We start from the raw sequence: 26,304 nt of genomic DNA on the forward strand, positions 1-26,304 counted from the left end.
AAATGACAATGCCCAACATCGTCGTGCGGATACCGGCGGGCGTGCTGGACGAAGCTGCGCGCTCCACCCTGGTCGGCGCCATCAACGCGGCTGCCGCCGAATGCGAGCGTATCCCGGCCGATCCCCTCAAGCGGTGGCTATGTTGGGTAGCGGTCGAGGAGATCGCGGCCGGACACTGGACCTGCGGCGGCCTCGACCCGCTCCAGTCCGCAATCCCCGTAATGCTGTCGGTGAATGTCCCGGCCGGCGTGCTCGACGATGCAAGCCGGGCGCGTTATGCGGCCCTGATGCATCAGGCGGTGACCGGCGCGCTATCCGGTGAACAACGCCGCATCGCCACCTCATGCATGATCAACGACATCGCCGACGGCACCTGGGGCGTCAACGGCCGGATTTGGCGCCTGCCGCAGATGGCCGCCATGGCGGGCTACGAACACCTACAGCACCTGGTGCAACCGCAGGGGGCAACAGCGTGACCCTGCGCAGCCTGAACGTGGACGACTCGCTGGACGATTTTGCGCGCCGTGACATCACGCTTGATGGAGCGTGCAAGCGCGTCCATATCGCAGGCAGCGGCCCCGCCGTGATCGTGATGACGGAAATGCCCGGCATCAGCCCGCATGTCGCGCGCTTTGCCCGCTGGGTGCGCGATGCCGGCTTCACCGTCTACATGCCCTCTCTGTTCGGCCGTGACGGCGCGGTGCCGGATGCGGACGAAGGCGCTGCCGTATTCCATCGTGCTTGCATGAGTGCGGAATTTCGCGCGATCGCAGCCAATGTCTCGAGCCCAGTGACGCAATGGCTGCGCGCGCTGGCGCGGCTGGCGCACGGTGAATGCGGCGGCCCCGGCGTCGGCGCGATCGGCATGTGCTTTACCGGCAATTTTGCGCTGACCATGATGCTGGAGCCCGCAATGCTCGCGCCGGTGCTGTCGCAGCCGTCGTTGCCGCTGAAAGAGCCCGGCGGCCTCGAGATCGCGCCTGACGAGATCAAGGCGGTGCGCGAGCGGCTCGATCGCGAAGACCTCACCGTGCTCGCCTATCGTTTCAAGGGCGACAAAATCTGCCGCGCCGAACGCTTTGCTGCCTATGCCGCCGCGCTCGGCGACCGCTTCATCGGCCGCGAACTACCAGATGAAGCCGCCAACACGGACGTGTCGCCATTCTTCGCGAAACACGTCCCCTACCCGCACAGTGTCGTCACCCAGCACCTGATCGATCAGGCCGGCCAGCCGACCATCGCCGCACGCGACGAGATCCTTGCGTTCTTCAAGGCACGGCTCGCGCCGGTGACGGTCGCGCAGCCGGCCTGAACAGCGGCGTAACCTCGCATACGCCGCGGGGCTATCGCATATGAGCAAGGACTGGATGAGGTGGCTTCGTTGTGGCCATCCTTCGAGACGCCCGCCTTTGGCGGGCTCCTCAGGATGAGGTCTTGTTTCGCGGTGAAATCCTGGACCCTCATGGTGAGGAGCGCCGCTTGCGGCGCGTCTCGAACCATGAAGGCCGGCTCGCTCACACGCTCAATGGATCATATGCAATAGCCCTGGCATACGCCGGACCTTATCGACCCAGCAAATCGAAAGCCTCGTCTACACATTCGTCCAGGCTACGATGGGCCGTATCGACGATCAGACGGTCACGGTCCCAATCATCATAGGCGCGCTGAACGACCGCGCCCCAGTCGGGCAGAGCCAACCCCGCGATGTCGCTGGACCTCGTCTCAATTCTGCGGCGATGTTCGGCGGGATCGCTGCACACTATTTCAAGCCACCTGACGTCAGCGCCGGTGCGCTTTCCTGTCGCTTCCCAACCATCCCGTGCCTCCTGGCAATCGTTTACACAATCGGCAAGGACGTCCCGGCCAAGGGCCAGATTGTCGGCGGCGACGGCCTGGGCAGCCCGGTAGGTCCAGTCGAGCAGATCCTTTGGCGCCGTTCCCGACGCCCAGATCGCCTGATCCATCGAGTCGATACGCAACCAGATCGCCCCGCAGCGCCGCGCCAGATGCCGCGCAATGCTTGATTTGCCAACTCCCGGCAGACCGGCCAGTGTGATGAGTCTTGCCATTGCACTCTCCGGCTGTTTCGGCGAATGCACGTCGCCGACGGTGGCTCAATTTCAGTCCATTCCCACATGCGGATAGCGACTGAACCAGTCGCGCTATCTCGCATTGGCCGGCGCGTGCACGTGCCAGAGATCGGCGCGCCAGTGCACCGCGATCGCAAGCATCATGGCAAGGCCGGCGGCCGCATAGATCGTGCCGGTCGCGGCAAAGCCGATCTCCTCGATCAGGCTGCCGGCTGCCAATAGCCCGAGCGGCAGGCTGTAGATCACCATCATGCGCACGCCCATGACGCGGCCGCGGAAATGCTCGCTCGCCGCGCGCATCAGGATGACGGCGACCGAAATCATCGAAAGGCTCTGGCAGAAACCCGTCAGCAGCAGGCAGACGATCGCCGTCTCCAGCGTCTGCATCTGCACGAACACCAATAGCGCCGCGTACCAAACCAGGGTCGATGCAATCATCAGCCGCGCAACGCGGACGCCGCCGATCATGCTGAGCGCGAGCGAGCCCGCCAACGAGCCGATCGCAAAGCTCGCCGAGAGATAGCCGAGCCCGGTCTGGTTGGTGCCGTAAATCGCTTTTGCGATATAGGGCAACAGCCCGTTCGAGAGCGGATAGGCGGTCAGGTTGACGAGGAAAGCGACCCACATGGCCGCCTGCATGCGCGGCGTGGTCCAGATATAGGTCACGCCCTCCTTCAGGTCGCGCAGTGGCGAGGCGCGCAACGCCTCGCCGGCAACGTCAGGCACGGGATGGGGTTTCTTCGGCGCATTCACACACAGCGTGAGCAGCATGGCCGTCACATAAAGGCTGACGATCGCCACGTAAGCCGGCCCCATGCCGAGCGCGGCGAACAGTCCGGCGCCGGACAGCGCACCGGCGATGCGCGCGGTATCCATGGTCGTGCGCGAGACGCTGATGGCGCCGATCAGGAGTTCATGCGGCATGGTGTTGGCGACCAGCGCGCCGCGCACGCCAAGGTCGGATGGCCGCACCAGTCCCATCAGCACCGCGACGATGAGCACATAGACCGGTGTCAAGGTGCCGGTGAACGCCAGCGTCATCAGCGTTGCCGCCAGCACCGCATAGGTTGCGCGCATCATCGCCAGCAGGTCGCGATGGCCGATGCGGTCGCCGGCCACGCCGAACATCGGCGCGATCAGCGTGCCGACATAACCGAGCGAGGCGTAAAGCGTCAGCAGCAGCACCGATCCGGTCTCGACCAGGATGTACCAGCCGAGAATCAACAGCTCCATCTCGAACGCCCACGAGGTGAGCAGGTCGGCGGGCCACTGGAAGCGGTAATTCCGGATCCGGAACGGGGCGAGCGCGGAAGGCCGCGCAGGCTCGCTCAAACCTTGATGCCGCGTGTCATCGCGTTCCACCCTGCCCGGCTTCTTGTTGGCCGGAAAATTGTCTCCGGCAGCGGAATTATTGTCGCAAATTATCGCGGCGGTCTCTGGTCGAGTCAATTATGGGGATCGCATACCCCACGCGAATTCCTGAACTACCTCAAGCACATTGCTCCGTCGGGCAAATCAGTCAAAGCTGTCCAGCCCTCGCTGCAAAAATATTTCGCTTGCTAATTCTGAAAGTCAGAAATATAAGATCACCGTCTCATCCCCGAGGAGGGGCGTCGGCCGTCGTCACTGAACGTTGGGATGAGATGCGGTGGACGCTTCTGTTCGGCAGGTGACTGAGCAGGAACGTACGGTCAAGTCGTGTGGTTCTGACGCCGCGATGCTGGCGTCAAGTTCCTGAGAAGCTGACGCTTTTCAGGGATGACGGTGACAACAAGCCCGCTCCGCCGGGAAGAGCACGAAGTAAGCCGTAAAGCCATTGCGCAGGGGATGTCGGAGTGTTCTCCGCTCACCTGTATGCTCGTGTGCGCCCTTTTTTGCTTGCGCATACGGCACACGAGACCGCGGGTGCAGCGCGCACCCGGCATTCCCTGCGCCCTCTGTTTTGGAGGGAAGGCGAAATTTGCAGAACTCGGGCGAAACGCGCCGCGAGAACGAAAAACTGCGTTTGATGCCCGAGCCGCTTCCACACACTCACTCGTCGTCACCCGCGCAGGCGGGTGACCCAGTATTCCAGAGGCAGCAGTGATGAAACCGAGAAGCCGCGGCGTACTGGATTCCCCGCATGCGCGGGGAATGACGGCCGTTGCTGGTGATGGATCGATGCCCGCTTGGACAACAGCATGCGCCTCACGCCGCCGATACGTCCCTGCCCCGCTCCCGCAGCATTCGCCTGATTTCCGCCGCGGCAACCGCCGGGCTGAACAGAAAACCCTGCATCTCCGTGCAGCCGAGTTCGCGCAGCATCTCGCGCTGCCACTCCTGCTCGACGCCTTCCGCCGTCGTCGTCATGTTGCTGGCGGCGGCGATGTTCACCACCGACTGGACGATCGCCGAAGACGCACCCTCCTCCGCGATGCCCTTGATGAAAGAACGGTCGATCTTGATCTTGTCGAACGGGAACCGTTGCAGATAGCTCAGCGAGGAATAGCCGGTGCCGAAATCGTCGAGCGCGATGCGCACGCCCAGCGCGCGCAACTGATGCAGCGTTGCCAGCGCCACTTCGTCATCGCGCATCAGCACCGCTTCGGTGATCTCGAGCTCGAGCCGCGACGGCGCAAGCCCGGAAGCCGCCAGCGCGCCTGCCACGTTGAGCGCCAGCGTCTGGCTCCTGAACTGTATCGGCGAGACGTTGACCGCGATGCGGACGTGCCCCGGCCACTTGGCCGCTTCCATGCATGCGGTATCGAGCACGAATTGGCCGAGCTCGTTGATCAGGCCGGTTTCCTCGGCAACCGGGATGAAATCCGCCGGCGATATCATGCCGCGCTGGGGATGGCGCCAGCGCAGCAGCGCCTCGCAGCCGCCGATGCCGCCGTCACGCAGGTTGACGATCGGCTGATAGTTGATTTCGAAGCCGCCATCGGTGATCGCCCGGCGCAATTCCATCTCCAGCATGCGCCGCGCCTTGGCGCGCGCGTCCATGCCGGGCTCGAAGAACCGGTAGGTCCGGCGGCCGTCCCCCTTCGCGCCGTAGAGCGCAAGGTCGGCATTCTTCAGGAGCTGATCCGGATTGACGCTGCCGTCGGAGGCCACCGCAACGCCGATGCTGGCATCCGTCGTGATCAAATGACCGGTGCATTCGATCGGCTGGCGGATCGCGGCATGGATGGCTTCCACCAGGCGCGTGGTTTCCAGCTCGCTTTCGGCCGCCGCCTGTATCACGGCGAATTCGTCGCCGCCGAGACGCGCCGCAACATCAGCTTCGCCGAGACAAAGCCGCAGGCGCTCGGCCACGGCTTTCAGCAGTTCGTCGCCCACGGCATGGCCGAGCGCGTCGTTGACGCCCTTGAACTCGTCGATGTCGATATAGAGCACGGCCAGCCGCTTTCCGGGCCGGATTGCCCGCAGCGCCTGCTCGAGCTTTTCACGGAACAGCACGCGGTTCGGCAGGTCGGTCAGCGCGTCGTAATGCGCCAGATGCGCGATGCGTTGCTCGGCGCGCGTGCGGTCGGTGATGTCCTCGATGGTGGCGACCCAGCCGCCTCCCTTCAGCGGCTGGTTGACGATCTCGATCGCGCGGCCTCCCGGCGCTTCCGTGAGCTGGCGGGTTGCCTTGCCGAGCGACACGCTGCGAATGATGGCGGCGCAGAAGACCTCGACGTCGCCGTCGAACGAACCGGTTTCCTGGCGGTGCGCGATCAGCCGCTGCATGGTGCAGCCCGGCTTGGCGACATCCGGCGACAGCCCGAACATGTCGAGATATTGCTGATTGCAAATGACGATGCGCGCCGAGGCATCGTACACGACGAGGCCTTGCGGGATGTTGTTGACGGCCGTGTGCAGATGCCGGCGTTCGGCGGCCAGCGTCCGGTTGAATCTCTCATTGCGCCTGAGCAGCAGGCCGATCACCAGCATAAAGATGGCGACAGCCGAAAGCAGTTCGGCTTCGCGCGAACTCCACGTTTCCAGCCCAACGAAGAAGAGGATGACGGTCGCCGCGGCAAGACCGCAAAGATAAGGCCACCGCGGCATCCCCGGAGCGGCGGCAGAATCCGCCGCGCCGGCGTGCCCATCGCGAGCGCCGCGCGATAACCGATCGAAATTTATGCGGAACCTGCTCATGCCCATCCCGATTCCCGGCATGCTTGCGCGATACAAGTGGAAGTGGCGTTACGACTTTGAGTTAGCGTTGCGTAAATGGATACCGGCACCGAGTGCGAAACATCTTCCGCATCAGATGCAACGCCGGCGCTTGGCTCCTTGGTAAACGAAGCGTTAAGCGAACAGCCCCACGGCACCGGCGCATTGGGGCAGGAACGGCGGGATTCGCCGCGATTTCGGTAGACTGCCGCAACTGCCCGACAAAAACCTAACGGAAAGGACCGGATTTGAGAAAACCACGACCTTTCGGATTTAACCGTTTGTCCAGCCGCGCTCGGGATAATGGCGCCGAGCAATCTCTGACCACATCGGGTTCAACGCCGTGACATCCTTTGGACGTGTAATTTCCGTGCGCGGTTCGCTTGCCCGGGTCGGGCTTCTGGCGACAGGCCAGATGCCGATGTCGGAAGTGCGGGCCACGGTCGGCCGCTTCATCAGCATCCGCTGCGCCAATTCGACCATCATTGCGATGATCACTGACGTCACGAGCCAGGATCTGCCGAGCTCCGACAATTATATTGCGAGCGCCGGTGTCGATCTTCTCGGTGAGATCCTCGGCGGCGACCGCCCAAAATTCCAGCGCGGCGTGACGCATTATCCGACCATCGGCGACACCGTCGAGCTCATCACCAACCAGGAACTGCGCACGGTCTACGCGCCGAGCGGCTCCGACCAGATCAATGTCGGCACCCTGCAGCAGGACCGCACGGTCACCGCCTATGTCGACGTCGAGGAAATGCTATCCAAGCACTTCGCCGTGCTCGGCTCGACCGGCGTCGGCAAGTCGACCGGCGTGTCGCTGCTGCTCAACGAGATCCTGAAGGTGCGGCCGAACCTTCGCGTCTTCCTGCTCGACGTGCACAACGAGTATGGCCGCTGCTTCGGCGAACGTTCGCAGGTGCTCAACCCGCGTAACCTGAAGCTGCCGTTCTGGCTGTTCAATTTCGAGGAAATCGTCGACGTGCTGTTCGCCGGCCGTCCGGGCGTCGCCGAAGAGCTCGACATCCTTGCCGAAGTCATCCCGATGGCGAAGGCGATCTACACACAATATCAGAACACCGACCGCATCGGCCTCAAGCGCGTCGATCCGAAAAACGTCGGCTACACCGTCGACACGCCGGTCCCGTACCGTCTGGTCGATCTGATCTCGCTGATCGATGAACGGATGGGCAAGCTGGAAAACCGCTCGTCCCGCATCATCTATCACAAGCTGATCTCGCGCATCGAGGCGGTGCGTAACGACCCGCGCTACGCGTTCATGTTCGACGGCGCGAATGTCGGCGGCGACACCATGGCGGAAGTGATCAGCCATCTGTTCCGCCTGCCCGCCAACGGCCGGCCGATGACCATCATGCAGCTCGCGGGCTTCCCCGCCGAGGTCGTCGATTCCGTTGTGTCGGTGCTGTGCCGCATGGCGTTCGATTTCGGGCTGTGGAGCGATGGCGTCTCGCCGCTGCTGTTCGTCTGCGAGGAAGCGCACCGCTATGCCTCCGCCGACCGCAATATCGGCTTCGGCCCGACCCGCAAGGCGATCTCGCGCATCGCCAAGGAAGGCCGCAAATACGGTGTCTATCTCGGCCTCATCACCCAGCGCCCGGCCGAGCTCGATGCCACCATCATCTCCCAGTGCAATACGCTGTTCTCGATGCGCCTTGCCAACGACCGCGACCAGGCGCTGTTGCGCTCGGCGGTCTCGGACGCCGCGGCCAACCTGTTGTCCTTCGTGCCCTCGCTCGGCACCCGCGAGGTGCTGGCGTTCGGCGAAGGCGTCGCGCTGCCGACGCGCCTGCGCTTCAAGGAAGTGCCGGTGCATCAACTGCCGCGCAGCGAGGCGACGATTGCCACCGTGACCTCGCAGAGTGCCGGCCACGACATGCACTTCGTCAGCGCGGTGCTCGAGCGCTGGCGCGGCGCCACATCGAGCCGCGATGTACCCAATGATCCGATGATCAACGAGCGTCCGGCCGCGCGTTCCTTCGAGCCGCGCCCCGAGCCGCGTTCGTTCGAGCCGAGTCCGCTTGGGCAGCGCAGCGTGGAAGCGCCGATGCTACAGCCCTCGATGGGACTCGATCCCGACCGATTCTCGCTCTTGAAGAAGCCGCTGCGCTAGCTTGCGTTGACCGCCTCCTCGGTTAAGGTCCCGCCCAACCACAGGGACCTTGATCATGACGCAACCGAAACGCTTCGCGCCGCCGCCAATCGACAAGCTGCCGGAGGACATCCGTACCCGCATTCTGGCCGTGCAGGAAAAGTCCGGCTTCGTGCCAAACGTGTTCCTCTCGCTCGCTTACCGTCCGGACGAGTTCCGCGCCTTCTTCGCCTATCACGACGCGCTGATGGAGAAGGACGGCGGGCTGACCAAGGCCGAGCGCGAGATGATCGTGGTGGCGACCAGCGCCGCCAACCAGTGCCAGTATTGCGTGATCGCCCACGGCGCGATCCTGCGCATCCGCGCCAAAAACCCGCTGATCGCGGATCAGATCGCGGTCAACTACCGCAAGGCCGACATCACCGCTCGCGAGCGCGCGATGCTCGACTTCGCGATGAAGGTCAGCCGTTCGGCGGAGGAGGTCTCGGAAGACGACTTCGCCGCGCTCGCCGCCCACGGCTTCAGTGATGACGATGCCTGGGACATCGCGACCATCTCGGCCTTTTTCGCACTCTCTAACCGCATGGCCAACGTCACCGCGATGCGGCCGAACGACGAATTTTATCTGATGGGCCGCCTGCCGAAGGCCTGAGCTGAAGAAACCGATCTGGCTCAATCGTCCGTCGCCGGACCGCACCAGCCCGGCAGATAGACGGCGTCGTGGCTCTTCACCAGCGCAAGGCCCTTCTCAATGGCCTTGTCAAAATCGTCCACCACGCCCTTGCGAGCGATGCGGCGGCGCAAAAAATCGGCCCACAGGAATTCGCTGAACGGGGTGGTGTCCTTGGCAAAGCCGCCGGCCCGGCGCAACTCGCCGGCAAGGCTGCGGAACGGATCGTCCTTCAGGCCTTCGATGGTCTTCGGGATATCGCGAAAATGCCGCCGCTCGCCCTTGGCGTCGTAGGGATAGACCCAGCGCTTGTTGTCCATCACGCCCCAGAACGCCTCGCGGTCGACCATGGTGAGGTCCGCGATTACCGTGACGAGGATGTCCTTGACGCCCTCATCGTGCAGTGCACGCGCAAGATGATGATGGTCGACGACGTAATGCCGCTCGTCCGGCCCGAGCACGACCGGGATCATGTGCTTGCCGAGCAGCTCGGCGCGCTTCTTGTCGGACTTGTGCTCGCGCCACCGCCTGCGCTTCTCCTTCACCTCGCGCATCCCGACCGTCATCTGGGTCGGACGCAGGGAAAGGATCGGGATCGGCTTTAACAGCGGCTCGCGCGTATTGGCCATGGCTTTGGCTCCAGCCTTCAAGACGGGTTCCATTATGTCATGGCGATGCGGGCCCTCAAAACACAGGCCCGTCAACATCGGAGCCATGCCAAACTTGTGCGTGTGTCGAATGCCTGGGACGTGCTACATAGAGTCCCACAACGCGTCGGACTGACCACAGTGAAAACCCAGCGGCCGATCAGTACGGATGACGAGCACGTCGTGCTCAAATTCCGGCCGCGTACCTCGGCGCATCCTCCGGGCGGTGCGCCGCAGCAAGACGTCAAACGGGAGGCCAAAGACCTCTCGCGCTATGAGCGGACACGGGACGAGCCCGACGATTTCCGCCACCGCATGCTCGCCAATCTCGCCGCCTTTGCGTTCACCGTGGCGCTGACCGCGATCGGCATCTGGCTTGCCATGAGCATCGCCGAACTGCGCAAGAATCAGGATTGCGTGCTGATGGGCCGGCGTGACTGCGCCCAGATATCGTCGATCCCGCGCAGCTAGCATTTTCCCCATGGCGGGCCGTTTTTCAGCCCGCAATCCCCCCTCCAACGGCCCGGCCAAGCTCCATTGAACTAAGGGCGTCGCTCCGATATACGGGCACTCGACTCCGGCTGAGGGAATGGGGGCATTCCGGGGCCACGCGCCCGCGATTCCCACGCCGCACCCGCAATTATCTCCAATGTATCAAAGGCTTAATGATGTCCTCGACCTTCGATCAGATCGCCAACATTATCGCCGAGACCTGCGACATCCCGCGCGACACGATCAAGCCGGAGAGCCACGCCATCGACGATCTGGGCATCGACAGCCTTGACTTCCTCGACATCGCGTTTGCAATCGACAAGGCCTTCGGCATCAAGATGCCGCTGGAAAAATGGACCCAGGAAGTCAACGACGGCAAGGCCACGACCGAGCAGTACTTCGTGCTCAAGAACCTCGCCGATCGGATCGACGAGCTGGTCGCCGCCAAGAACGCAGGTACGGGCACGGGCTCGTAATCGCCCGCCATGCAGCTTGATTACTTCCGACTGATCGACCGCGTCGTCGCCCTCGACCTCGAGGCCAGGACGATTGTGGTCGAAGCCCATGTTCCCGAAAAGCACACCATCTTCGAGGGCCACTTCCCCGGCTTCCCGATCATGCCCGGAGTCCTGCTCACGGAGTCCATGGCGCAGAGTTCCGGCTGGCTGATTCTCGGCGTGCTGAAGTTCGAACGCATGCCGTTCCTCGCTATCATCAAGGAAGCCAAGATGCGCGGCTTTGTCAGCCCCGGCCAGGTGCTAACGCTGGAAGCGAAGCTCGAACACGAAGGTTCGGGCTTTGCAGTCACCAAGGTAAAGGGGCGCGTGGGCAAGGACCTGAAATGCAGCGCTGAATTGACCTTCGGCCTTTCCCCCTTCCCCGATCCCGCCTTCCGCGTGCACATGGATGCGGTGGCCAATCAGATCGGCTTTCCGCTACAGGCGATCGCGCCATGAGCGAACGCAAGGAAGTCTGGATCACCGGCATCGGCATCCTGTCCTCGCTCGGCGAGGGACTCGATGCGCATTGGGACGCGCTCAACGCCAAACGCGTCAATATCGACGACAAGCGCTTTGCACCCTACATCGTGCATCCGCTCGCGCCGGTCAGCTTTGACGCCCAGATTCCGAAAAAGGGCGACCAGCGCCAGATGGAAGCCTGGCAGCGCATCGGCACCTATGCCGCCGGCCTTGCGCTCGATTCAGCGGGAGTTAAAGGCAACCAGGAAATTCTCGGCCGCATGGACATGATCGTCGCCGCCGGCGGCGGCGAGCGCGACATTCCCGTCGATATGGCGATCCTCAACGGCTACCTGAGGGAGAATTCCGGCCCGGTCTTCCTCAACGAAAGACTGATGAACGATCTGCGGCCGACGCTGTTTCTGGCGCAGCTCTCGAACCTGCTCGCCGGCAATATCGCCATCGTCCATGGCGTGTCCGGAACGTCGCGCACCTTCATGGGCGAGGAGGCGTCCGGCATCGACGCCGCCGGGATTGCGCTTGCGCGCATCGAGTCCGGCCAGAGCGACATCGCGCTGATCGGCGCCGCCCAGAACGGCGAGCGCTCCGACCTGCTGATCCTGTTCGAATTCGGCGATTTCAACCTGACTGGCGGATACGCGCCGGTGTGGGCGCGAGACAAGGACCGTGACGGCTTCGCGCTCGGTTCCGCCGGCGTATTCCTGGTGATGGAATCAAGGGAGCATGCCGAGGCGCGCGGTGCAAAACCCTTTGCAAAGCTGAGCAACGTGGTATCCGATCTCGCGCAACGCAAACAGCCGGGCGCGGTGACAAAGTCGCTGGAAGCGCTGTGGCCGAAGCTCGGCGTTTCCGCTGAAAATGGCGCCCTCATCACCGGCGCAACCGGCGTTCACCGCGTGACGTCGGAAGAAAAGGCCTTCCTCCAGCAGCATCCCGGTCTTGCCGTCCGTTCGACCGGTACGATCTTCGGCCATACGATCGAAGCCCAGTTCCCGCTCGGCCTTGCGCTCGCGGCACTTTCGATCTCGCGCGGCGCGCTGTTCCCGCCCAACGATCCCACTGGATTCGAGGTTGAAAAGACCGATGCGCCGACCCAGATTGTCGTCGTAGGGGCCGGCCACTGGCAGGGCGAAGGCATGGCGCTGGTCGAGGCGGTCAAGCAGTAACGTCTGATATCGACGGGGGGATCATGGCACCACCACGCGACAAATTCGGCAGGCCGATCGTCGTCGTCACCGGCATGGGCATTGTCACCTCGCTCGGCGCCGGAAAGGCGGACAACTGGGCGAAACTGACCGCGGGCGAATCCGGTATCCGAACCGTGACGCGCTTTCCGATCGACGGGCTCAAGACGACGATGGCCGGCACGGTCGACTTCGTCACCGTCGAGCCCTCCTCATCGACCGGCCTCACCGAACGCCTCGCCGAGATCGCGACCGAAGAGGCGCTCGAACAGTCCGGCATCGGCCGCAAGGGCGATTTTCCCGGGCCACTGTTCCTGGCGGTCGCTCCAGTCGAGACCGAATGGCCACAGCGTCTTGAAGTCGCTCGCGCGATCGGCAAGTCCGATTTCGAAGTTCAGGACATCCTGAAAATCTCCGGCGGCGGAAAGTTCGCGCCCTACCATCACCGCTTCATGTTCGGCTCGGTCGCCTCGTATCTGGCCGAAACCTTTGGCACCAAGGGCTCGCCGATCTCGTTGTCGACCGCCTGCGCGTCGGGCGCCACCGCGATCCAGCTCGGCGTCGAAGCGATCCGCCGGGGCGAAGCCGATGCGACGCTTTGCGTCGCCACCGACGGCTCGGTCAACCAGGAAGCGCTGGTGCGTTTCTCACTGCTGTCGGCGCTGTCGACCCAGAACAATCCGCCGCAGGCCGCCTCAAAGCCGTTCTCGAAGAACCGCGACGGTTTTGTCATGGCCGAAGGCGCCGGCGCGCTGGTGCTGGAAAGCTATGAGTCCGCCGTTGCGCGTGGCGCCCCGATCCTCGGGGTGGTGGCCGGCTGCGGCGAACTCACCGATTCCTTCCATCGCACCCGATCCAGTCCGGACGGCAAGCCGATCATCGGCTGCGTGCGCAAGACGCTGGCCGACGCCGGCCTCGAGCCGGGCCAGATCGACTACATCAACGCCCACGGCACCGCGACGCCCGAAAACGACAAGATGGAATTTTTGGGGATCTCTGCGGTGTTCGGCGATCAGGCCCTGAAAATCCCGGTGTCGTCGAACAAGTCGATGGTCGGCCACACCATCTCGGCGGCCGGCGCGGTCGAAGCGATCTTTTCGCTGCTCACGCTCGAACATCAGCGGATTCCGCCGACCATCAATTACGAAGTGCCCGATCCGGCGATCCCGTTCGACGTTGTTCCCAACAAGGCCCGCGATGCCAAGGTTACCGCCGTGATGTCGAATTCGTTCGGATTCGGCGGCCAGAATGCCTCGCTGGTCCTCACCCGCGAACCGATCTGACGCCGCTCGCTTCGCCGGACCGATGAACCGCCAGCTCCTTCGCGCCAGGGCGCTCCTTCGCGACGCCGCAAAGCCGCTCGGCGACGCCGCGGTCGGCGGGCTGACGATTGCGATGCTGCGGACCGCGCGCGCCTTCGATCCCGACAAGACCGCAAAATTCTTCGGCCGCGCCTCTCGTTTCATCGGCCGCTGGCTGCGCGAAGACCGCATCGGCCGCGAGAATCTGAAGGCCGCCTTCCCTGAGAAATCGCCTGAAGAGATCGAAAAAATCCTCGACGGCGTCTGGGACAATCTCGGCCGCATCGGCGCCGAGTTCGCCCACCTCGACCACATCTGGGATTACGATCCCGATCAGCCCGACAAGGAAAGCCGCGTCGAGTTCACGCCGCGGACCAAGGAGCTGTTCGACCAGATCAGGGACGACGGCAAGCCTGCGCTGATCTTCGCCTGCCATCTCGGCAATTGGGAATTGCCGGCGCTGGCCGCCGTTGCGCATGGACTCGATGCGGCCATCCTGTTCCGCCGGCCGAACAGTGAGGCCGCCGACCGCGCCATCGAGCGTACCCGCGCCATCAACATGGGAACGCTGATCCCGGCCGGCCGCGACGCGCCGCTGCGGCTCGCGCAGGCGCTACAGGAGGGCAAGCATGTTGCCATGCTGGTCGATCAATACCTGACCAACGGCGTCGAGGTCACCTTCTTCGGCCGCAAGACCACCGCCAATCCGATGCTGGCCCGCCTGCGCCGTCAGGTCGATTGCCCGATCCACGGCACCCGCATCATCCGCCTGCCCAACAACCGCTTTCGCGCCGAACTGTCCGAAGAAGTAAAGCCCGTGCTCGACGCCTCAGGCCAGATCGACGTTCAGGGCACGATGCAGGCGATCACCAACGTGGTCGAAGGCTGGGTGCGCGAATATCCGGAGCAATGGCTCTGGCTCCACCGTCGCTGGCGGTAGGCGTCACCTGCCCGTTTTCACCTTGGTCCAGAGCCGGTTGATGATCCGCTGGGTGGCCGGATCATGCGCCTTGATGACGAACAGCTTCTGAAGCGTCGCCTCGTCCGGATAGATATTCCTGTCGTCGAGGATATTCGCGTCGATCAGCTTCTGGCTGGCCAGATTGCCGTTGGCGTAGGACAAGAAGTTGGAATTTTTTGCCGCAACTTCCGGCCGGTAGAGATAGTTGATCAGCTCATAGGCTTCGGCGACGTTCTTCGCGTCGGCGGGGATCGCCAGATTGTCAAAAAACATCTGCGCGCCCTCTTTCGGGATCGTGTAGCCAATCTCGACGCTAGTCTTGGCTTCCGCCGCGCGGCTGCGCGCCTGCATCACGTCGCCGGACCAGCCGACCACGAAGCAGATTTCGCCGGAGGCCAGCGCGCCCAGATATTCGGACGAATGAAACTTGCGAACGCTCGATCTGACCTTGCTGACGAGATCAGCGGCCTTTTCGAGATCGGCCTGCTTGGTGGAGTTCGGGTCGATGCCGAGATAGCTCATGGCTGCCGGCAGGATGTCGTCAGGCGAATCCAGCATATGGACGCCGCAATCCCTGAATTTGGCGAGGTTCTCCGGCTTGAAGACCATGTCCCAGCTATCGATCTTCGCGCCGGGCCCGAGGATTTTCTCCGCCGTCTTCACGTTGTAGCCGATTCCGGTGGTGCCCCACATATAGTTGGCGCCGTAATTGTTGCCGGGGTCGTAAGCGGCGAGCTGCTTGGTCACGAACGGCCACACGTTCGCAAGGTTCGGCAGCTTCGACTTGTCGAGCGGCAGGAACACCTTGGCCATGATCTGGCGTTGCAGGAAGTAGCCGGTGGGAACGACGACGTCGTAACCGGACTTGCCGGCGAGCAGGCGCGTCTCCAGCGTCTCGTTGGCGTCAAAGGTGTCGTAGACCACCTTGATGCCGGTCTCCTTGGTGAAGTCCTCGAGGACTCCCGGCGCCATGTAGTTCGACCAGTTGTAGAAATGGACCACGCGCTCCTGCGCGCCCGCCGGCGTCGCGAGGGACAAAATCGCCGCGACCGCGACGGCCGTCAGGATACGAGCAAACGCGCGATCATTTCCCATCAAGCTACCTCTTACCGGCGGTGGATCGCGTCCGACAACCGCTCCAGCGCCGTATCCAGCGTCGCATCCCTCTTGGAAAAACAGAAGCGAACGACGGACGTTACGGCATCTTTTTCATAAAACGCTGACACCGGGATGGCCGCCACCTTGTAGTCGCTGACGATGCGCCAGCAGAATGCCTGATCCGTCTCGTTCAGGCCGAGCGGCGACAGGTCGACGGTGAGAAAATACGTGCCTTGCGACTTCAGCACGGGAAAACCGAGGCTCTCCAGCCCCTTGGTCAGACGATCGCGGCTGCGCGCCAGCTCCGTGCGCATATCGTAAAAATACTCGGCTGGCTTGTTGAGGCCATAAGCCACCGCCGCCTGCAAATTGGGAGCCGTCGTGAAGGTGAGGAATTGATGTACCTTGGCTGCCACCCGCAGCAGCGGCGGCGCCGCGCAGACAAACCCGATCTTCCATCCCGTCAGGGAAAAAATCTTTCCGGCGCTGCCAACCTTGATGGTGCGGTCGCGCATGCCGGGAATGGTGATCAGCGGGATATGCTCGCGGCCGTCGAAGATGACGTGTTCCCAGACCTCGTCGCAGATCGCGACACTGTCAAACTCCTGGCAGAACCGCGCCAGCAGTTCGAGGTCTTCGCGCGGATAGACCACGGCCGCCGGGTTGAGCGGATTGTTGAACAGCACCGCCTTGGTCTTGTGGTTGAAGGCGCTGCGCAGCATCTCCTCGTTCAGCCGCCAGTCCGGCGGTTCGAGACGCAACAGGCGCGGGATGCCGCCGGCCTGACGGATGATCGGCAAATAGGAATCGTAGACCGGCTGGAACACGATGACTTCATCGCCCGGCTCGACCACGGCGAGGATCGCTGCCGTGAGCGCCTCCGTGCCGCCCGAGGTCACCATCACCTCCGTCATCGGATCGAGGTTCAATCCGTGCCAGCGGCCGTAATGCGCCGCGATCGCCTGGCGCAATTCCGGAATCCCCATCATCGACGGATACTGGTTGTAGCCGTTGAGCGAGGCGTCGGCCGCCGCTTTCCGGATGTCTTCAGGGCCGGGATCGTCGGGAAAGCCCTGGCCGAGATTGATGGCGTTGTTGTCGCGCGCAGCCTGCGACATCGCCTCGAAGATGGTGACGGGAAGGTCCGCGAAGACCTTGTTCATGGAGGTCATGGAAGAATCAGCCGCCCGTCTTGGTCGGCAGGCCTGCCGCCTTCCACCCGATGATGCCGCCGGCGAGATGCTTGTCGAAAGGCAGGCCTGCCGCCTGCGCCGCCAGCGAAGCCGTCACCGAACGTTTTCCCGAGCGGCAGGCGAACACGACCTCCTTGCCCTGCGGATCGGGAAGCGAGGCCGGGTCGAAGGTCGAAAGAGGCGCGATCACGCCGGAGGGATAGGCTTCCACCACGACCTCGTTCGGCTCGCGCACGTCGACGAGGAGATAGCGCCCCTCGTCAATCCCCGTCGACACCTCCTGCGGTGTCAAATCCTGCACCTGATGATCCGTCACGCCAATCCTCCAGCGATTTCTGAAAAGGCGCTCCGAAGGGGCGCCCGGCCCGTTGGCGCCAACCTCGCCCCTTGCGGAGGGAAAATCAAGCACCGCAAAGGGCTTAAAGCACGTCCTGAATCTAGATCGTAACCTGCGTTCCGACTTCCACCACCCGCCCGGTGGGAATCTGGAAATAGTCGGTGGCATCGTTGGCCGACCGGCTCATCGCGATGAACAGATGATCCTGCCATTGCGGCATGCCCGACTGCGCCGAAGGTTTGAGTGAGCGGCGCGACACGAAGAACGACGTCGCCATGATGTCGAACTGCCAGCCGTGCTTCCGCGCGATCACCAGCGCCTTCGGCACATTGGGCGATTCCATGAAACCGAAGCGTAGCCGCACCGTCGAGAACTTGTCGCTGATGGTTTCCATCTTGACCCGTTCGGCCAGATCCACGCGCGGCGTCTCGGCGGTCTCGATGGTAAGGATGACGTTCTGCTCGTGCAGCACCTTGTTGTGTTTGAGATTGTGCAACAGCGCGGTCGGCACGAACGAGGGATCGCTGGTGAGGAAAACCGCGGTGCCCTTGACGATGTGTGGCGGCCGCTTTTCCAGACTCTTGATCAGATCGGCGAGCGGCACCTCGATGCGGCGGGTCTTGGCAACCAGGATCGCGGCCCCTCGCCGCCAGGTCCAGATCATCGCCACCATCAGGAGACCGAACAGCAGCGGCACCCAGGCGCCCTCGAGCAGCTTCAGGAGATTGGCGGCAAAGAAAGTCATGTCGATGACCACGAAGGGCACGATCAGCGCTGCCGCAGTGGCCGCCTTCCAGTTCCACAGTTTCCAAACGACCACAAAGCCCATGATACCGTCGGCGACCATGGTGGTGGAAACGGCGATACCGTACGCCGACGCAAGGCCGCTGGAAGTGCGGAACATCAGCACCAGCAGGATCACGCCGATCAACAGCAGCCGGTTGACGCGCGGCAGATAGATTTGCCCGGCATGGGTTTCAGAGGTGTAGCGGACCTCGAAACGCGGCAACAGACCGAGCTGCACGGCCTGCCGGACCAATGAAAACGCACCCGTTATCACCGCCTGACTCGCGATAACAGTCGCGGCCGTCGCGAGCACGACCAGCGGCAGCAGTAGCACCTCGGGTGCCATCCGATAGAACGAGTTTTCGATCGCCGCCGGATGAGCCAGCACCAAGGCGCCCTGCCCGAAATAGTTAATCAGCAGGCAGGGCAGCACGAAACAGATCCACGCGTTCTGGATTGGCTTGCGGCCGAAATGGCCGAGATCGGCATACAGCGCCTCGCCGCCGGTTACGGCAAGGAACACGGCGCCGAGCGTCACCAGGCCAATTGTGCCGTGCGTGAGCAGAAACTGGACGCCGTAATACGGATTGATCGCCGCCAGAACCGACGGATCGTCGCCGATGTGGATAAGGCCAAGCACCGCCAGGACCACGAACCAAACCACCATGACCGGCCCGAACGCGGAAGCAACCCGCGCCGTGCCGCTGCTCTGCACCGAGAACAGTCCGACAAGGATGACGACCGTCACCGGCACGACATAGTGTTCGAGAGCGGGCGCAGCGACCTTCAGGCCCTCCACCGCCGACAACACTGAGATCGCCGGCGTGATCATGGAGTCGCCGATAAACATCGAGGCACCGACGACGCCGAGCGCCGTCAACACCAGGCTGCGGCGGCCGAGCGCACGCTGGCCGAGCGCCATCAGCGAGAGCGTACCGCCTTCGCCGTTATTGTCGGCGCGCAGCAGCAAGAGCACGTATTTGGCGGTCACGACCGTAAACAGCGCCCACAGGATCAGCGAGAGCACGCCGAGCACGGCGGCGCGCGTCGCCGGTTGGCCATGGCCGACGGCGCCGCCCACCGCTTCGCGGAACGCGTACAGCGGAGAAGTGCCGATATCGCCGAACACGACACCGATGCTTCCGAGCATCAGAGCCCAAAGGCCCGTCGCCGGAGCCGACCCTTCCTGGGGTTCGGTTGATGTGACGCTCGCAGTCATGACGCTTGGAAAACGCCCTATCTGATACTTTTGATCCGCCGCCCATTGGCCGGCCGACGCACTGAGAGCCCGTCAACGGAACGACCATAGCACGCGCTCAGGGCGTGCGTCATAGCAACTCCGTCGCGCCATGCAACAGGTATTATAGTATTCAGAAGACTAAGGTCGCAGATCCGGCGGCACCGGCGGATCTTCGCGCATCAAGGTGATGGTCACGCGACGGTTGGCCGGTAGCGACGGATCGTCGGGAAACAGCGGCTGGCTGTCGGCCTTGCCGGAGACGGCGAAGATATGGGATGGCGGCAGCCCCTCGCGCTCGAGAATCTGGCGCACCGCGTTGGCGCGATCGGCGGAAAGATCGAACGCGCCATAGTCGCTGCGCGAGGGCACGAAACCTGCGGCGGTATGGCCGACGATCGACAGCCGCAGCGGCGTCGCCTTCAAGGGCGCGGCAAGCTTCTGAATCAGGCGGCGCGTGCGGTCGTAAGGCACTTTGGAGCCGTCCGGGAACATCGAGCGGCCGTCCTGGTCGACGATCTCCAGGTTAAGGCCCAGGTTGGTCTCCTCGAACATGATGTGCTTGGACATCTCGGTCAGTTCCGGCATGTCCTGAAGCGCCTGGCGCAACGACGCCGAGGCGAGCGCGAATTCGCGGTCGATCTTCAGCTTTGCGCCCATCACACGGCTGCGTTGCTTCTCGTCCGGGGTCGGCGTGTTGGAAGCCTCCTCGGGCGGAATATGCGCGGTGTTCTTCAGCTTCGGGCGTGTCGGCAGGCCGTCCGACTCGATCACGCCGGAATAGCGCGCTTCGGTCTGCACGCCGAACGCTTCGCGCATCGAGCCCGCCACGATCTTCAGCTTTTGCTGGTCCTGGTTGGAGAACGCGACCAGCATCACGAAGAACGCCAGTAGCAGGGCCATCAGGTCGGCAAAGGTCACGAACCAGCCGTGACCGCCATGACCCTCTTCACGTTTCTTCTTGGCCATATTCTATGTCCGCGCTTGCTATCCGGCGGCGATCATGCCGGCACCGGCTCGCCTTCCTCGTGGCGGTGCTTCTCGGGCAGATACGCCAGCAGCATTTCCCGCACCAATGCCGGGCTCTTGGAGTCGCGGATCATCAGGATGCCGTCGATGATGAGGGTTCGATTGGTCTCTTCGTCGATCAGCTTGCCGTGCAGCTTGTCGGCGATCGGCAGACAGATCAGGTTGGCCACCACGGCGCCGTAAAGCGTCGCGAGCAGCGCGACCGCCATGAACGGGCCGAGCTTTGACGGGTCCTGCATGTTGGAGAACATCTGCACCATGCCGAGCAGCGTTCCGATCATGCCGAACGCCGGCGCGCAGTCGCCGATCGCACGATAGATCTTCGAACCCTCGTTGAGGTGAAGCAGGAAATTGTCGCGGTCGCGTTCCATGTTGTCGCGGATGAATTCGAGATCGTAGCCGTCGGCGACGTAGCGGATACCCTTGGCGAGGAAAGGTTCGTCGGTCTCGACCTTTTCAAGTCCGACTGGACCCTGCTTGCGGGCGATCTCGGCGATACGGGCGAGCTCATCCACGAGGTCGCGGGCGGAAAGGCTGCTCAGCGTGAACGCGAATTTGGCGCCCAGCGGCAGGCCGTGCAGCATCGCCGACAGGGGAAAGCGGATGAAGGTCGCGGCGAACGAGCCGCCGAAGATGACGATGACGGCATGGATATCGTAGAACATACGAAAGTCGCCACCCATCAGGATCAGCGACGACACAACAACGGCGCCCCCGAACAGGCCGAGCAGTGTTGCGATATCCATGGCGAACTCCACGCGTACGCTTACCAGCCGCCTGTCCTGGACGGCGCGCGGACCCATTCTGGCCGCGTGGAACGAACCCTACGGCCGTGCCATTAAAGACGCGTAAAGGTTAAGCAGTTTTGCGCCCGCATAATGCCGGAGTTTTGGCGGCGCAAGCGCGCATCGCAACGCTTTGCTAACCATACGGATGGCTGCTCGCGCCGACAGGCACGAAGCTCACTCCGGCTTGATTCCGGCGGCCTTCATGATCGGCAGCAGCCGCTTCTCCTCGGCATCGCGGAATGCCTTGGCCTCCTCCGGAGAAGTCGGCCAGACCGACGCGCCGAGGTCGCCATATCGCTGTTTTACAATGGGTTCGGCGAGCGCCTTTAGCGTCAGCGCATTCATCTGTGCCACCAGATCAGGCTTGACGTTCGCGGGAGCGATCATCGTGGTCCAGGACGTCATTGAATATCCCGGCAATACCTCCGCCATCGCCGGCACATCAGGGAGTTCGGGAATGCGCTTGGTGGCGGTGACGGCAACCGCCTTGATCTGCCCGGCGCGCACGCTCGGCAACGAGCCCGGCAGATTGTCGAACAGCATGTCGACACGGCCGCCGAGCAGGTCGGTCAGCGCGGGACCGGCACCCTTGTAGGGAATGTGGGTCACCTCGACGCCGGCCATGCTGTTCATCATCTCGCCGGACAGATGCAGCGTCGTGCCGAAGCCGGCCGACGCATAGGTGTATTTGCGGGGTTCCTTCTTGAAGGCCGCGAGCAATTCCCGGATGTCCGACGAGAACAGGTCCTTCCTCACGCAGAGAATGTTCGGCAGCTGCCACATGCCGCCGATGACGGTGAAATCCTTGACGGGATCATAGGGAAGCTTGGCATAGGTGCCGAGCGCGAGCACGTTGCTGGCGATGCCGCCGAGACCGACCGTGTATCCATCCGGCGTCGATTTTGCGACGGTATCGGCACCGATCGTGCCGCCTGCCCCGCCCTTGTTCTCGACCACGAATGACTGCCCGGAGAGGTCGCTCATCTTCTGGCACAGGATGCGCGACAGCGTGTCGGTGGCGCCGCCGGCCGGAAAGCCGTTGATGTAACGCACCTGGCGCGTCGGCCACGCTTCCTGCGCCGTGCCTGCGCGAGGCACGAGCATTGGCGCGGCGATTGACCCGCCAAGCACTTTCAGCACGGAACGACGGTTCACACGCGACGGCATGACTTCCCTCCCCGATCGGCTGCTGGTGTCGGCGGCCGGTCATACCGCCGCTCTTTTTTTCGATTGAAGCAGCCAACCCGGTCCGCGGTCAACGGTCGGATGATGAAATGATCAGCGTGCGATGCGGCATCGACGCGGCTTCCTTACAAGCCGGTGGCCATCCGCTCAAAATGCCGCTGCATCCGTTCGGCATCGGGCGCGACACCGCAAAACAGCTCGAACGCCTTTACCGCCTGGAACACGGCCATGCCGGCGCCGGACATCGTGCGGCAGCCGAGGTTCCTCGCTGTCCGCAATAGCGCAGTCTCGAGTGGAAAGTAGACGATGTCGGCAACCCATAGATCCGGGTGCAACCAGTCTTCGGCGACCACCATTCCCGGAAATTTCGCCATGCCGACCGGCGTGGTGTTGACGATGCCGTCGGCCACCGCGACGGCGCGAGCCGGATCTTCCGCTACGACAGCCCGGCCGGCCCCGAAGCGGGCACACAGCGCGCCGGCGAGATCGCGGGCCCGCGCGCCATCCGTATCGACGATGGCAATTCGGTCGGCGTCAAGCGTGAGCAGCGCATGCGCGACGGCAGCGCCCGCGCCGCCGGCGCCGAACTGAACGACAAGCTTGCGCCTGGCATCGCCAAGCCCGCGCCGAAAACCCTCGGCAAAGCCGGTCCAGTCGGTGTTGTGGCCGACGCGACGGCCGTCCCGGAGTACGACCGTGTTGACCGCACCGATCGCGCGCGCGTCCGGGCTGAGCGCATCGAGATGCGCGATCACCGCCTGCTTGCAGGGAAAGGTGACGTTCAATCCGGCAAAGCCGGAGCGCTCCGCGTCCGTCAGGATCTTCGGCAAATCCGCCGCAGCGAGCCCGAGCACATCGAGATCGATCAGCCGATACTCATAGCGCAAGCCTTGCGCGGCTCCTTCCTCCATGTGCATGCGCGGCGTCAGCGAGGCGCCAATGCCCGCGCCGACCAAGCCGACCAGAACAGAATCGGACGGCGCATGGCCTTCGGAGGCGCAGATGTCGTTGGCGTCAGGAGGCATCGGCAAAATGAGTTTGGCGGCGGAGGATGGTTGCGGATACTTTAGAATTGCGAGGGACCCGTCAATCACGCGAAAGGCACGACATGCGCATCATGATCCTCAACGGCCCGAACCTGAACATGCTCGGCATCCGCGAGCCGCACATCTACGGCTCGACCACACTCGATGCGATCAGGGCCGCATGCGAGGAATTCGCCGCCTTCTCCGGTGCAAAATTATCGTTCCACCAGTCCAATCATGAGGGCGAGATGGTCGACCTGATCCAGTCGGCCAGCAAGGAGGCGGATGCGCTGATCATCAACCCCGCGGCCTATTCCTTCACGTCCATTGCGATGTACGATGCGATGAAGATTTTCGAAGGCCCGATTTACGAAGTCCATATCTCCAACATCCATGCCCGCGACGAATTGCACCGGCACTCGAAGCTTTCGGCTGCGGTGAAGGGCGTCATCGCCGGGCTCGGCCCCTACGGCTATATCGTCGCAATGCAGGCGGCGCTACAGAGCGCGGGGAAGCTGCCCGCTTCGTTGCCGGCATCCGTCCGCGTCGGACCGAAGTGAACGGAGAGCGTCATGGAAGGTAACGGCTATCTCGCGATCTGGAGCGACCTTGCGCCGGAGGACGAGACCGACTGGATGCACTGGATCACAAGGGAACACGCCGCCGAACGCGTCGGCGTGGATGGCTTTCTGGCTTGCCGCATTTTTCGCGCGCTAGGCACGGCGGCCAACCGCTACTTCATCCTCTATGAACTGGCAGAGCCCGAAATCGTCGGCAGCCCGCAATATCTCGCACGCCTCAACGAACCGACGCCGTGGTCGCAACGTACCATGCCGCGCCTGCGAAATTTTGCCCGCGGCGGCGGCCGCGTGGTGGCTTCAAGCGGGATCGGCCAGGCCGGCGTATTGGCCGTGCTGCGGCTCGACGGCCGGCCGGAATGGGATGCGGCTGCGCTTACCGCTGAACTTGCGGGTCTTGACAAGATCGCCGCGGCGCGCGTCCTGCTCACCGATCAGGCGCAGACCTCGATCCAGACTCGAGAAAAGGGCATGCGCAAGAACGACGAATCCTTTGCCGGACTGTTGCTGATCGAGGGCCTCGATGAAGCTGCCGTGAGGGGCGCGCTTTGGCATCTGCGCGAGAAGTTGGATGCTGCCGTGATCGACTCGCTGCCGCTCTACCGGCTGTTCTTCAGCCTGCCGAAGCGGTTGCTGCCGGCGTAAAAATCACGCCAGGCCCGTCAGCTTGAGGCTGAGATCGCGCAGTCGCCGGCGCGCATCCGCATCAAAGGCCTGAGCATTGGCCCTCATCTCGTTCATGCCGTTGAAGAACAGCCCGCTTCTATCAGCGACATCGTCGCCGGAAATCAGATGCAGGATGGCTTTGCCGCCCTGCTCCACCGTCGACATTGGCGTGATGCCGCCGGCCCGCACCATCGTGGTGTTCATGTAGGTCGCCGGATGCAGCGAGTTGACGGTGATGCGGCTGTCCTTCAGCTCCCCGGCCAGATCGATCGTGAACATGATCTGCGACAGCTTGCTCTGCGCATAGGCGCGTGAGCCGCTGTAGTTTTTGGTGATCATCACGTCGTCGAAATCGATCGGATGCTGGCCGAGCGAGGCGACATTGACAATGCGCGAGGGTGCTGCCGCCTTCAACGCCGGCAGCAAACGATGCGCCAGCAGGAAACCGGCAAGATAATTGACCGCAAAGCGCAGCTCGTGGCCGTCGCGGCTCACCTGCCGCTGCGGCCCCTCGTTCTGCGAACCGATGCCGGCATTGCTGACGAAGACGTCGATCCGCTTGTGGTCAGCCAGCACGGCGTCGGCCAGCTCGCCCACCTCGGCGAGTGACGACAGGTCGGCCTGATAAAAGACGGGCGCGCTGCCGCCCGCCCGCTTGATCTCCTCGATCAGGCTGTTGCCGCGCGCCGCATCGCGGCCGTGGATCAGGACCTTTGCGCCCTGCCCGGCCAATTGCGCCGCGACGTAGCGTCCGACACCGTCGGTCGAGCCGGTGATGAAAACCGTCTTGCCGTTCATGTCCATGGCAAAGGCCTTTCAGGCGTAGACTACTGCGCCTGCGCACCGATGCCGGCCGATTTAATGATCGGCCACCACTTTTCAATCTCCGCCTTCTGGAACGCCGCCAATCCCTCCGGCGTCTGCTGCGCGCGTGGAGCGACATCGAGGCCAAGTTCCGAAAAGCGCTTCTGGATGGCCGGATCGGCCAGCGCCTCGACGGTCGCCGCATTTAGCTTGGCGATGATGTCTTTCGGCGTACCCTTCGGCGCCCAGAAGCCGAACCAGCCCGACATATACAAGCCTTTTACCCCGGACTCATCTGACGTCGGAATGTCCGCCATCGAGGCCGAACGTTCCGGCGAAAGGTTCGCCAGCGCCTTGATCTTGCCGGCGCGGATCTGCGGCAGCGCCACGGCGCCCTGCACCACCAATAGGTCAACCGTGCCGGAGACGAGATCGGTCATCGCAGGACCTGCGCCGCGATACGGGATGAACTGCACCTTCTGCTTGGTGAGGTTTTCAAACAGCACGCCGGTGACGTTGGCCGCCGCGTTCTGGTTGACGAAGTTGATCTTGCCGGGATTGGCCTTCATCCACTCGACGAGTTCGCCGAGCGTTTTCGCCGGCAGGTCGTTCTTGGCGACCATCAACTGCGGATTGTTCGAGACCAGCGCGATCGGCTCAAAATCTTTCTCAAGATCGTAATCGAGCTTGTAGATGATGCTGCCGACATGGGTGTCCCACTGGCCGATATCGAAAGTGTAGCCGTCGGGCGCCGCGCGTGCCACGCGGCCGACGCCGATCGAGCCGCCGGCGCCGCCGACATTTTCGATCACGATCGATTGGCCGAGCGTGCTACGCATGCGCTCCGCCATGATGCGCGCCGCAGCATCGGTCGATCCGCCCGGCGGGAACGGCACCACCAGCGTAATGGGGCGCGACGGATAGTTTTGCGCAGACGCGCCGCCGATCCCGGCGAGCATCGCAAGCACCACCAATGCAAGAAATCTCATTGCAATTCCTCCCA

General features: G+C 63.3%; 26 protein-coding genes. 12 read left to right on the top strand and 14 right to left on the bottom strand.

Annotated elements, in window-relative coordinates; all coding sequences use genetic code 11:
• Positions 1 to 8 precede the first annotated feature (8 nt).
• Both JQ628_RS34475 and JQ628_RS09755 read left to right on the top strand, forming a co-directional pair.
• A complete protein-coding gene (locus JQ628_RS34475; RefSeq protein WP_249127714.1) occupies positions 9 to 476 on the top strand; it encodes a tautomerase family protein in 468 nt (155 codons plus the stop codon).
• On the top strand, positions 473 to 1,312 hold the full coding sequence (locus JQ628_RS09755; RefSeq protein ID WP_349628042.1) for a dienelactone hydrolase family protein: 840 nt from the start codon (positions 473 to 475) through the stop codon (positions 1,310 to 1,312). Before JQ628_RS34475 ends, JQ628_RS09755 begins: the two co-directional genes overlap by 4 nt.
• A 250-nt stretch (positions 1,313 to 1,562) precedes the next feature.
• Here the strand turns inward: JQ628_RS09755 and JQ628_RS09760 are convergent, their stop codons facing one another.
• From JQ628_RS09760 to JQ628_RS09770, 3 genes are all read right to left on the bottom strand, one after another.
• Positions 1,563 to 2,069, bottom strand: a complete 507-nt coding sequence (locus tag JQ628_RS09760; protein ID WP_212222312.1) for an AAA family ATPase — start codon at positions 2,067 to 2,069, stop codon at positions 1,563 to 1,565.
• Between the two features lie 93 nt (positions 2,070 to 2,162).
• Positions 2,163 to 3,422 (bottom strand): MFS transporter, encoded by a 1,260-nt coding sequence (locus JQ628_RS09765; protein WP_212222313.1) that lies wholly within the window; start codon positions 3,420 to 3,422, stop codon positions 2,163 to 2,165.
• A gap of 855 nt (positions 3,423 to 4,277) precedes the next feature.
• Entirely contained in the window at positions 4,278 to 6,122 is a 1,845-nt protein-coding gene (locus JQ628_RS09770) for a putative bifunctional diguanylate cyclase/phosphodiesterase (RefSeq protein ID WP_433996121.1), read from the bottom strand.
• Positions 6,123 to 6,573: 451 nt separating this feature from the next.
• Here JQ628_RS09770 and JQ628_RS09775 point away from each other — a divergent pair, with 451 nt between their 5' ends.
• Together JQ628_RS09775 and JQ628_RS09780 are read left to right on the top strand one after the other, a co-directional pair.
• A complete protein-coding gene (locus JQ628_RS09775) occupies positions 6,574 to 8,361 on the top strand; it encodes an ATP-binding protein (RefSeq protein ID WP_212222317.1) in 1,788 nt (595 codons plus the stop codon).
• A gap of 55 nt (positions 8,362 to 8,416) precedes the next feature.
• Positions 8,417 to 8,992, top strand: a complete 576-nt coding sequence (locus tag JQ628_RS09780) for a peroxidase-related enzyme (protein ID WP_212222318.1) — start codon at positions 8,417 to 8,419, stop codon at positions 8,990 to 8,992.
• 20 nt (positions 8,993 to 9,012) lie between these two features.
• Here JQ628_RS09780 and JQ628_RS09785 read toward each other — a convergent pair whose 3' ends face one another.
• On the bottom strand, positions 9,013 to 9,639 hold the full coding sequence (locus tag JQ628_RS09785) for a ParB-like protein (RefSeq protein ID WP_212222320.1): 627 nt from the start codon (positions 9,637 to 9,639) through the stop codon (positions 9,013 to 9,015).
• A 159-nt stretch (positions 9,640 to 9,798) separates the two neighbouring features.
• Between JQ628_RS09785 and JQ628_RS09790 the strand changes: the two genes are divergently transcribed.
• The 6 genes from JQ628_RS09790 to JQ628_RS09815 all read left to right on the top strand — a co-directional run bounded on the left by JQ628_RS09790 (position 9,799) and on the right by JQ628_RS09815 (position 14,554).
• Complete coding sequence (locus JQ628_RS09790; protein WP_212222322.1) at positions 9,799 to 10,128, top strand: hypothetical protein; 330 nt, start codon at positions 9,799 to 9,801, stop codon at positions 10,126 to 10,128.
• A 197-nt stretch (positions 10,129 to 10,325) separates the two neighbouring features.
• The gene (locus JQ628_RS09795; RefSeq protein ID WP_212222728.1) at positions 10,326 to 10,625 is read left to right on the top strand and encodes an acyl carrier protein; all 300 of its coding nucleotides are present in this window, start codon (positions 10,326 to 10,328) and stop codon (positions 10,623 to 10,625) included.
• Between the two features lie 9 nt (positions 10,626 to 10,634).
• The gene (locus JQ628_RS09800) at positions 10,635 to 11,105 is read left to right on the top strand and encodes a 3-hydroxyacyl-ACP dehydratase FabZ family protein (RefSeq protein WP_212222324.1); all 471 of its coding nucleotides are present in this window, start codon (positions 10,635 to 10,637) and stop codon (positions 11,103 to 11,105) included.
• Positions 11,102 to 12,295 (top strand): beta-ketoacyl-ACP synthase, encoded by a 1,194-nt coding sequence (locus JQ628_RS09805; protein WP_212222326.1) that lies wholly within the window; start codon positions 11,102 to 11,104, stop codon positions 12,293 to 12,295. Before JQ628_RS09800 ends, JQ628_RS09805 begins: the two co-directional genes overlap by 4 nt.
• A gap of 23 nt (positions 12,296 to 12,318) precedes the next feature.
• Entirely contained in the window at positions 12,319 to 13,596 is a 1,278-nt protein-coding gene (locus tag JQ628_RS09810) for a beta-ketoacyl-ACP synthase (RefSeq protein WP_212222328.1), read from the top strand.
• A 22-nt stretch (positions 13,597 to 13,618) separates the two neighbouring features.
• Positions 13,619 to 14,554 (top strand): lipid A biosynthesis lauroyl acyltransferase, encoded by a 936-nt coding sequence (locus JQ628_RS09815; RefSeq protein ID WP_212222329.1) that lies wholly within the window; start codon positions 13,619 to 13,621, stop codon positions 14,552 to 14,554.
• A 3-nt stretch (positions 14,555 to 14,557) separates the two neighbouring features.
• On the opposite strand, the gene JQ628_RS09820 is transcribed toward JQ628_RS09815, so the two are convergent.
• The 8 genes from JQ628_RS09820 to JQ628_RS09855 form a co-directional block, all read right to left on the bottom strand.
• Positions 14,558 to 15,670: a polyamine ABC transporter substrate-binding protein gene (locus tag JQ628_RS09820; protein ID WP_212222330.1), complete on the bottom strand. Its 1,113-nt coding sequence runs from the start codon at positions 15,668 to 15,670 to the stop codon at positions 14,558 to 14,560.
• Positions 15,671 to 15,681: 11 nt separating this feature from the next.
• Entirely contained in the window at positions 15,682 to 16,845 is a 1,164-nt protein-coding gene (locus JQ628_RS09825; RefSeq protein WP_212222331.1) for an aminotransferase, read from the bottom strand.
• Between the two features lie 7 nt (positions 16,846 to 16,852).
• Positions 16,853 to 17,182: a rhodanese-like domain-containing protein gene (locus tag JQ628_RS09830; RefSeq protein WP_212222332.1), complete on the bottom strand. Its 330-nt coding sequence runs from the start codon at positions 17,180 to 17,182 to the stop codon at positions 16,853 to 16,855.
• 121 nt (positions 17,183 to 17,303) lie between these two features.
• On the bottom strand, positions 17,304 to 19,208 hold the full coding sequence (locus tag JQ628_RS09835) for a potassium transporter Kup (protein ID WP_212222333.1): 1,905 nt from the start codon (positions 19,206 to 19,208) through the stop codon (positions 17,304 to 17,306).
• Between the two features lie 159 nt (positions 19,209 to 19,367).
• Positions 19,368 to 20,195 carry an OmpA/MotB family protein gene (locus tag JQ628_RS09840; protein ID WP_212222334.1) on the bottom strand — a complete coding sequence of 276 codons (828 nt, stop codon included), beginning with the start codon at positions 20,193 to 20,195 and terminating at the stop codon, positions 19,368 to 19,370.
• 32 nt (positions 20,196 to 20,227) lie between these two features.
• Complete coding sequence (locus tag JQ628_RS09845; RefSeq protein WP_212222335.1) at positions 20,228 to 21,001, bottom strand: motility protein A; 774 nt, start codon at positions 20,999 to 21,001, stop codon at positions 20,228 to 20,230.
• Positions 21,002 to 21,217: 216 nt separating this feature from the next.
• Positions 21,218 to 22,210 carry a Bug family tripartite tricarboxylate transporter substrate binding protein gene (locus JQ628_RS09850; RefSeq protein WP_212222337.1) on the bottom strand — a complete coding sequence of 331 codons (993 nt, stop codon included), beginning with the start codon at positions 22,208 to 22,210 and terminating at the stop codon, positions 21,218 to 21,220.
• 143 nt (positions 22,211 to 22,353) lie between these two features.
• The gene (locus JQ628_RS09855) at positions 22,354 to 23,253 is read right to left on the bottom strand and encodes a shikimate dehydrogenase (protein WP_212222339.1); all 900 of its coding nucleotides are present in this window, start codon (positions 23,251 to 23,253) and stop codon (positions 22,354 to 22,356) included.
• An 83-nt stretch (positions 23,254 to 23,336) separates the two neighbouring features.
• Here JQ628_RS09855 and JQ628_RS09860 point away from each other — a divergent pair, with 83 nt between their 5' ends.
• Complete coding sequence (locus tag JQ628_RS09860; RefSeq protein ID WP_249127716.1) at positions 23,337 to 23,813, top strand: type II 3-dehydroquinate dehydratase; 477 nt, start codon at positions 23,337 to 23,339, stop codon at positions 23,811 to 23,813.
• A 12-nt stretch (positions 23,814 to 23,825) separates the two neighbouring features.
• On the top strand, positions 23,826 to 24,476 hold the full coding sequence (locus tag JQ628_RS09865) for a hypothetical protein (protein WP_212222341.1): 651 nt from the start codon (positions 23,826 to 23,828) through the stop codon (positions 24,474 to 24,476).
• A 3-nt stretch (positions 24,477 to 24,479) separates the two neighbouring features.
• On the opposite strand, the gene JQ628_RS09870 is transcribed toward JQ628_RS09865, so the two are convergent.
• The gene (locus JQ628_RS09870; RefSeq protein ID WP_212222343.1) at positions 24,480 to 25,301 is read right to left on the bottom strand and encodes an SDR family NAD(P)-dependent oxidoreductase; all 822 of its coding nucleotides are present in this window, start codon (positions 25,299 to 25,301) and stop codon (positions 24,480 to 24,482) included.
• Between the two features lie 23 nt (positions 25,302 to 25,324).
• Positions 25,325 to 26,290: a Bug family tripartite tricarboxylate transporter substrate binding protein gene (locus tag JQ628_RS09875; RefSeq protein WP_212222345.1), complete on the bottom strand. Its 966-nt coding sequence runs from the start codon at positions 26,288 to 26,290 to the stop codon at positions 25,325 to 25,327.
• Positions 26,291 to 26,304: the final 14 nt, after the last annotated feature.

Source organism: Bradyrhizobium lablabi, from assembly GCF_018129385.1.
In the GTDB taxonomy this organism is placed as follows: domain Bacteria; phylum Pseudomonadota; class Alphaproteobacteria; order Rhizobiales; family Xanthobacteraceae; genus Bradyrhizobium; species Bradyrhizobium lablabi_C.

Excerpts from the sequence above, each read along its gene's own strand:
- JQ628_RS09805 (WP_212222326.1), top strand. The coding sequence starts at position 11,102 with ATGAGCGAACGCAAGGAAGTCTGGATCACCGGCATCGGCATCCTGTCC.
- JQ628_RS09770 (WP_433996121.1), bottom strand. The coding sequence starts at position 6,122 with ATGCCGCGGTGGCCTTATCTTTGCGGTCTTGCCGCGGCGACCGTCATC.
- JQ628_RS09850 (WP_212222337.1), bottom strand. The coding sequence starts at position 22,210 with ATGCCGTCGCGTGTGAACCGTCGTTCCGTGCTGAAAGTGCTTGGCGGG.
- JQ628_RS09815 (WP_212222329.1), top strand. The coding sequence starts at position 13,619 with ATGAACCGCCAGCTCCTTCGCGCCAGGGCGCTCCTTCGCGACGCCGCA.
- JQ628_RS09845 (WP_212222335.1), bottom strand. The coding sequence starts at position 21,001 with ATGGATATCGCAACACTGCTCGGCCTGTTCGGGGGCGCCGTTGTTGTG.
- JQ628_RS09860 (WP_249127716.1), top strand. The coding sequence starts at position 23,337 with ATGCGCATCATGATCCTCAACGGCCCGAACCTGAACATGCTCGGCATC.
- JQ628_RS09780 (WP_212222318.1), top strand. The coding sequence starts at position 8,417 with ATGACGCAACCGAAACGCTTCGCGCCGCCGCCAATCGACAAGCTGCCG.
- JQ628_RS09825 (WP_212222331.1), bottom strand. The coding sequence starts at position 16,845 with ATGACCTCCATGAACAAGGTCTTCGCGGACCTTCCCGTCACCATCTTC.
- JQ628_RS09820 (WP_212222330.1), bottom strand. The coding sequence starts at position 15,670 with ATGGGAAATGATCGCGCGTTTGCTCGTATCCTGACGGCCGTCGCGGTC.
- JQ628_RS09785 (WP_212222320.1), bottom strand. The coding sequence starts at position 9,639 with ATGGCCAATACGCGCGAGCCGCTGTTAAAGCCGATCCCGATCCTTTCC.
- JQ628_RS09835 (WP_212222333.1), bottom strand. The coding sequence starts at position 19,208 with ATGACTGCGAGCGTCACATCAACCGAACCCCAGGAAGGGTCGGCTCCG.
- JQ628_RS34475 (WP_249127714.1), top strand. The coding sequence starts at position 9 with ATGCCCAACATCGTCGTGCGGATACCGGCGGGCGTGCTGGACGAAGCT.
- JQ628_RS09855 (WP_212222339.1), bottom strand. The coding sequence starts at position 23,253 with ATGCCTCCTGACGCCAACGACATCTGCGCCTCCGAAGGCCATGCGCCG.
- JQ628_RS09760 (WP_212222312.1), bottom strand. The coding sequence starts at position 2,069 with ATGGCAAGACTCATCACACTGGCCGGTCTGCCGGGAGTTGGCAAATCA.
- JQ628_RS09810 (WP_212222328.1), top strand. The coding sequence starts at position 12,319 with ATGGCACCACCACGCGACAAATTCGGCAGGCCGATCGTCGTCGTCACC.
- JQ628_RS09800 (WP_212222324.1), top strand. The coding sequence starts at position 10,635 with ATGCAGCTTGATTACTTCCGACTGATCGACCGCGTCGTCGCCCTCGAC.
- JQ628_RS09795 (WP_212222728.1), top strand. The coding sequence starts at position 10,326 with ATGTCCTCGACCTTCGATCAGATCGCCAACATTATCGCCGAGACCTGC.
- JQ628_RS09870 (WP_212222343.1), bottom strand. The coding sequence starts at position 25,301 with ATGGACATGAACGGCAAGACGGTTTTCATCACCGGCTCGACCGACGGT.
- JQ628_RS09840 (WP_212222334.1), bottom strand. The coding sequence starts at position 20,195 with ATGGCCAAGAAGAAACGTGAAGAGGGTCATGGCGGTCACGGCTGGTTC.
- JQ628_RS09865 (WP_212222341.1), top strand. The coding sequence starts at position 23,826 with ATGGAAGGTAACGGCTATCTCGCGATCTGGAGCGACCTTGCGCCGGAG.
- JQ628_RS09875 (WP_212222345.1), bottom strand. The coding sequence starts at position 26,290 with ATGAGATTTCTTGCATTGGTGGTGCTTGCGATGCTCGCCGGGATCGGC.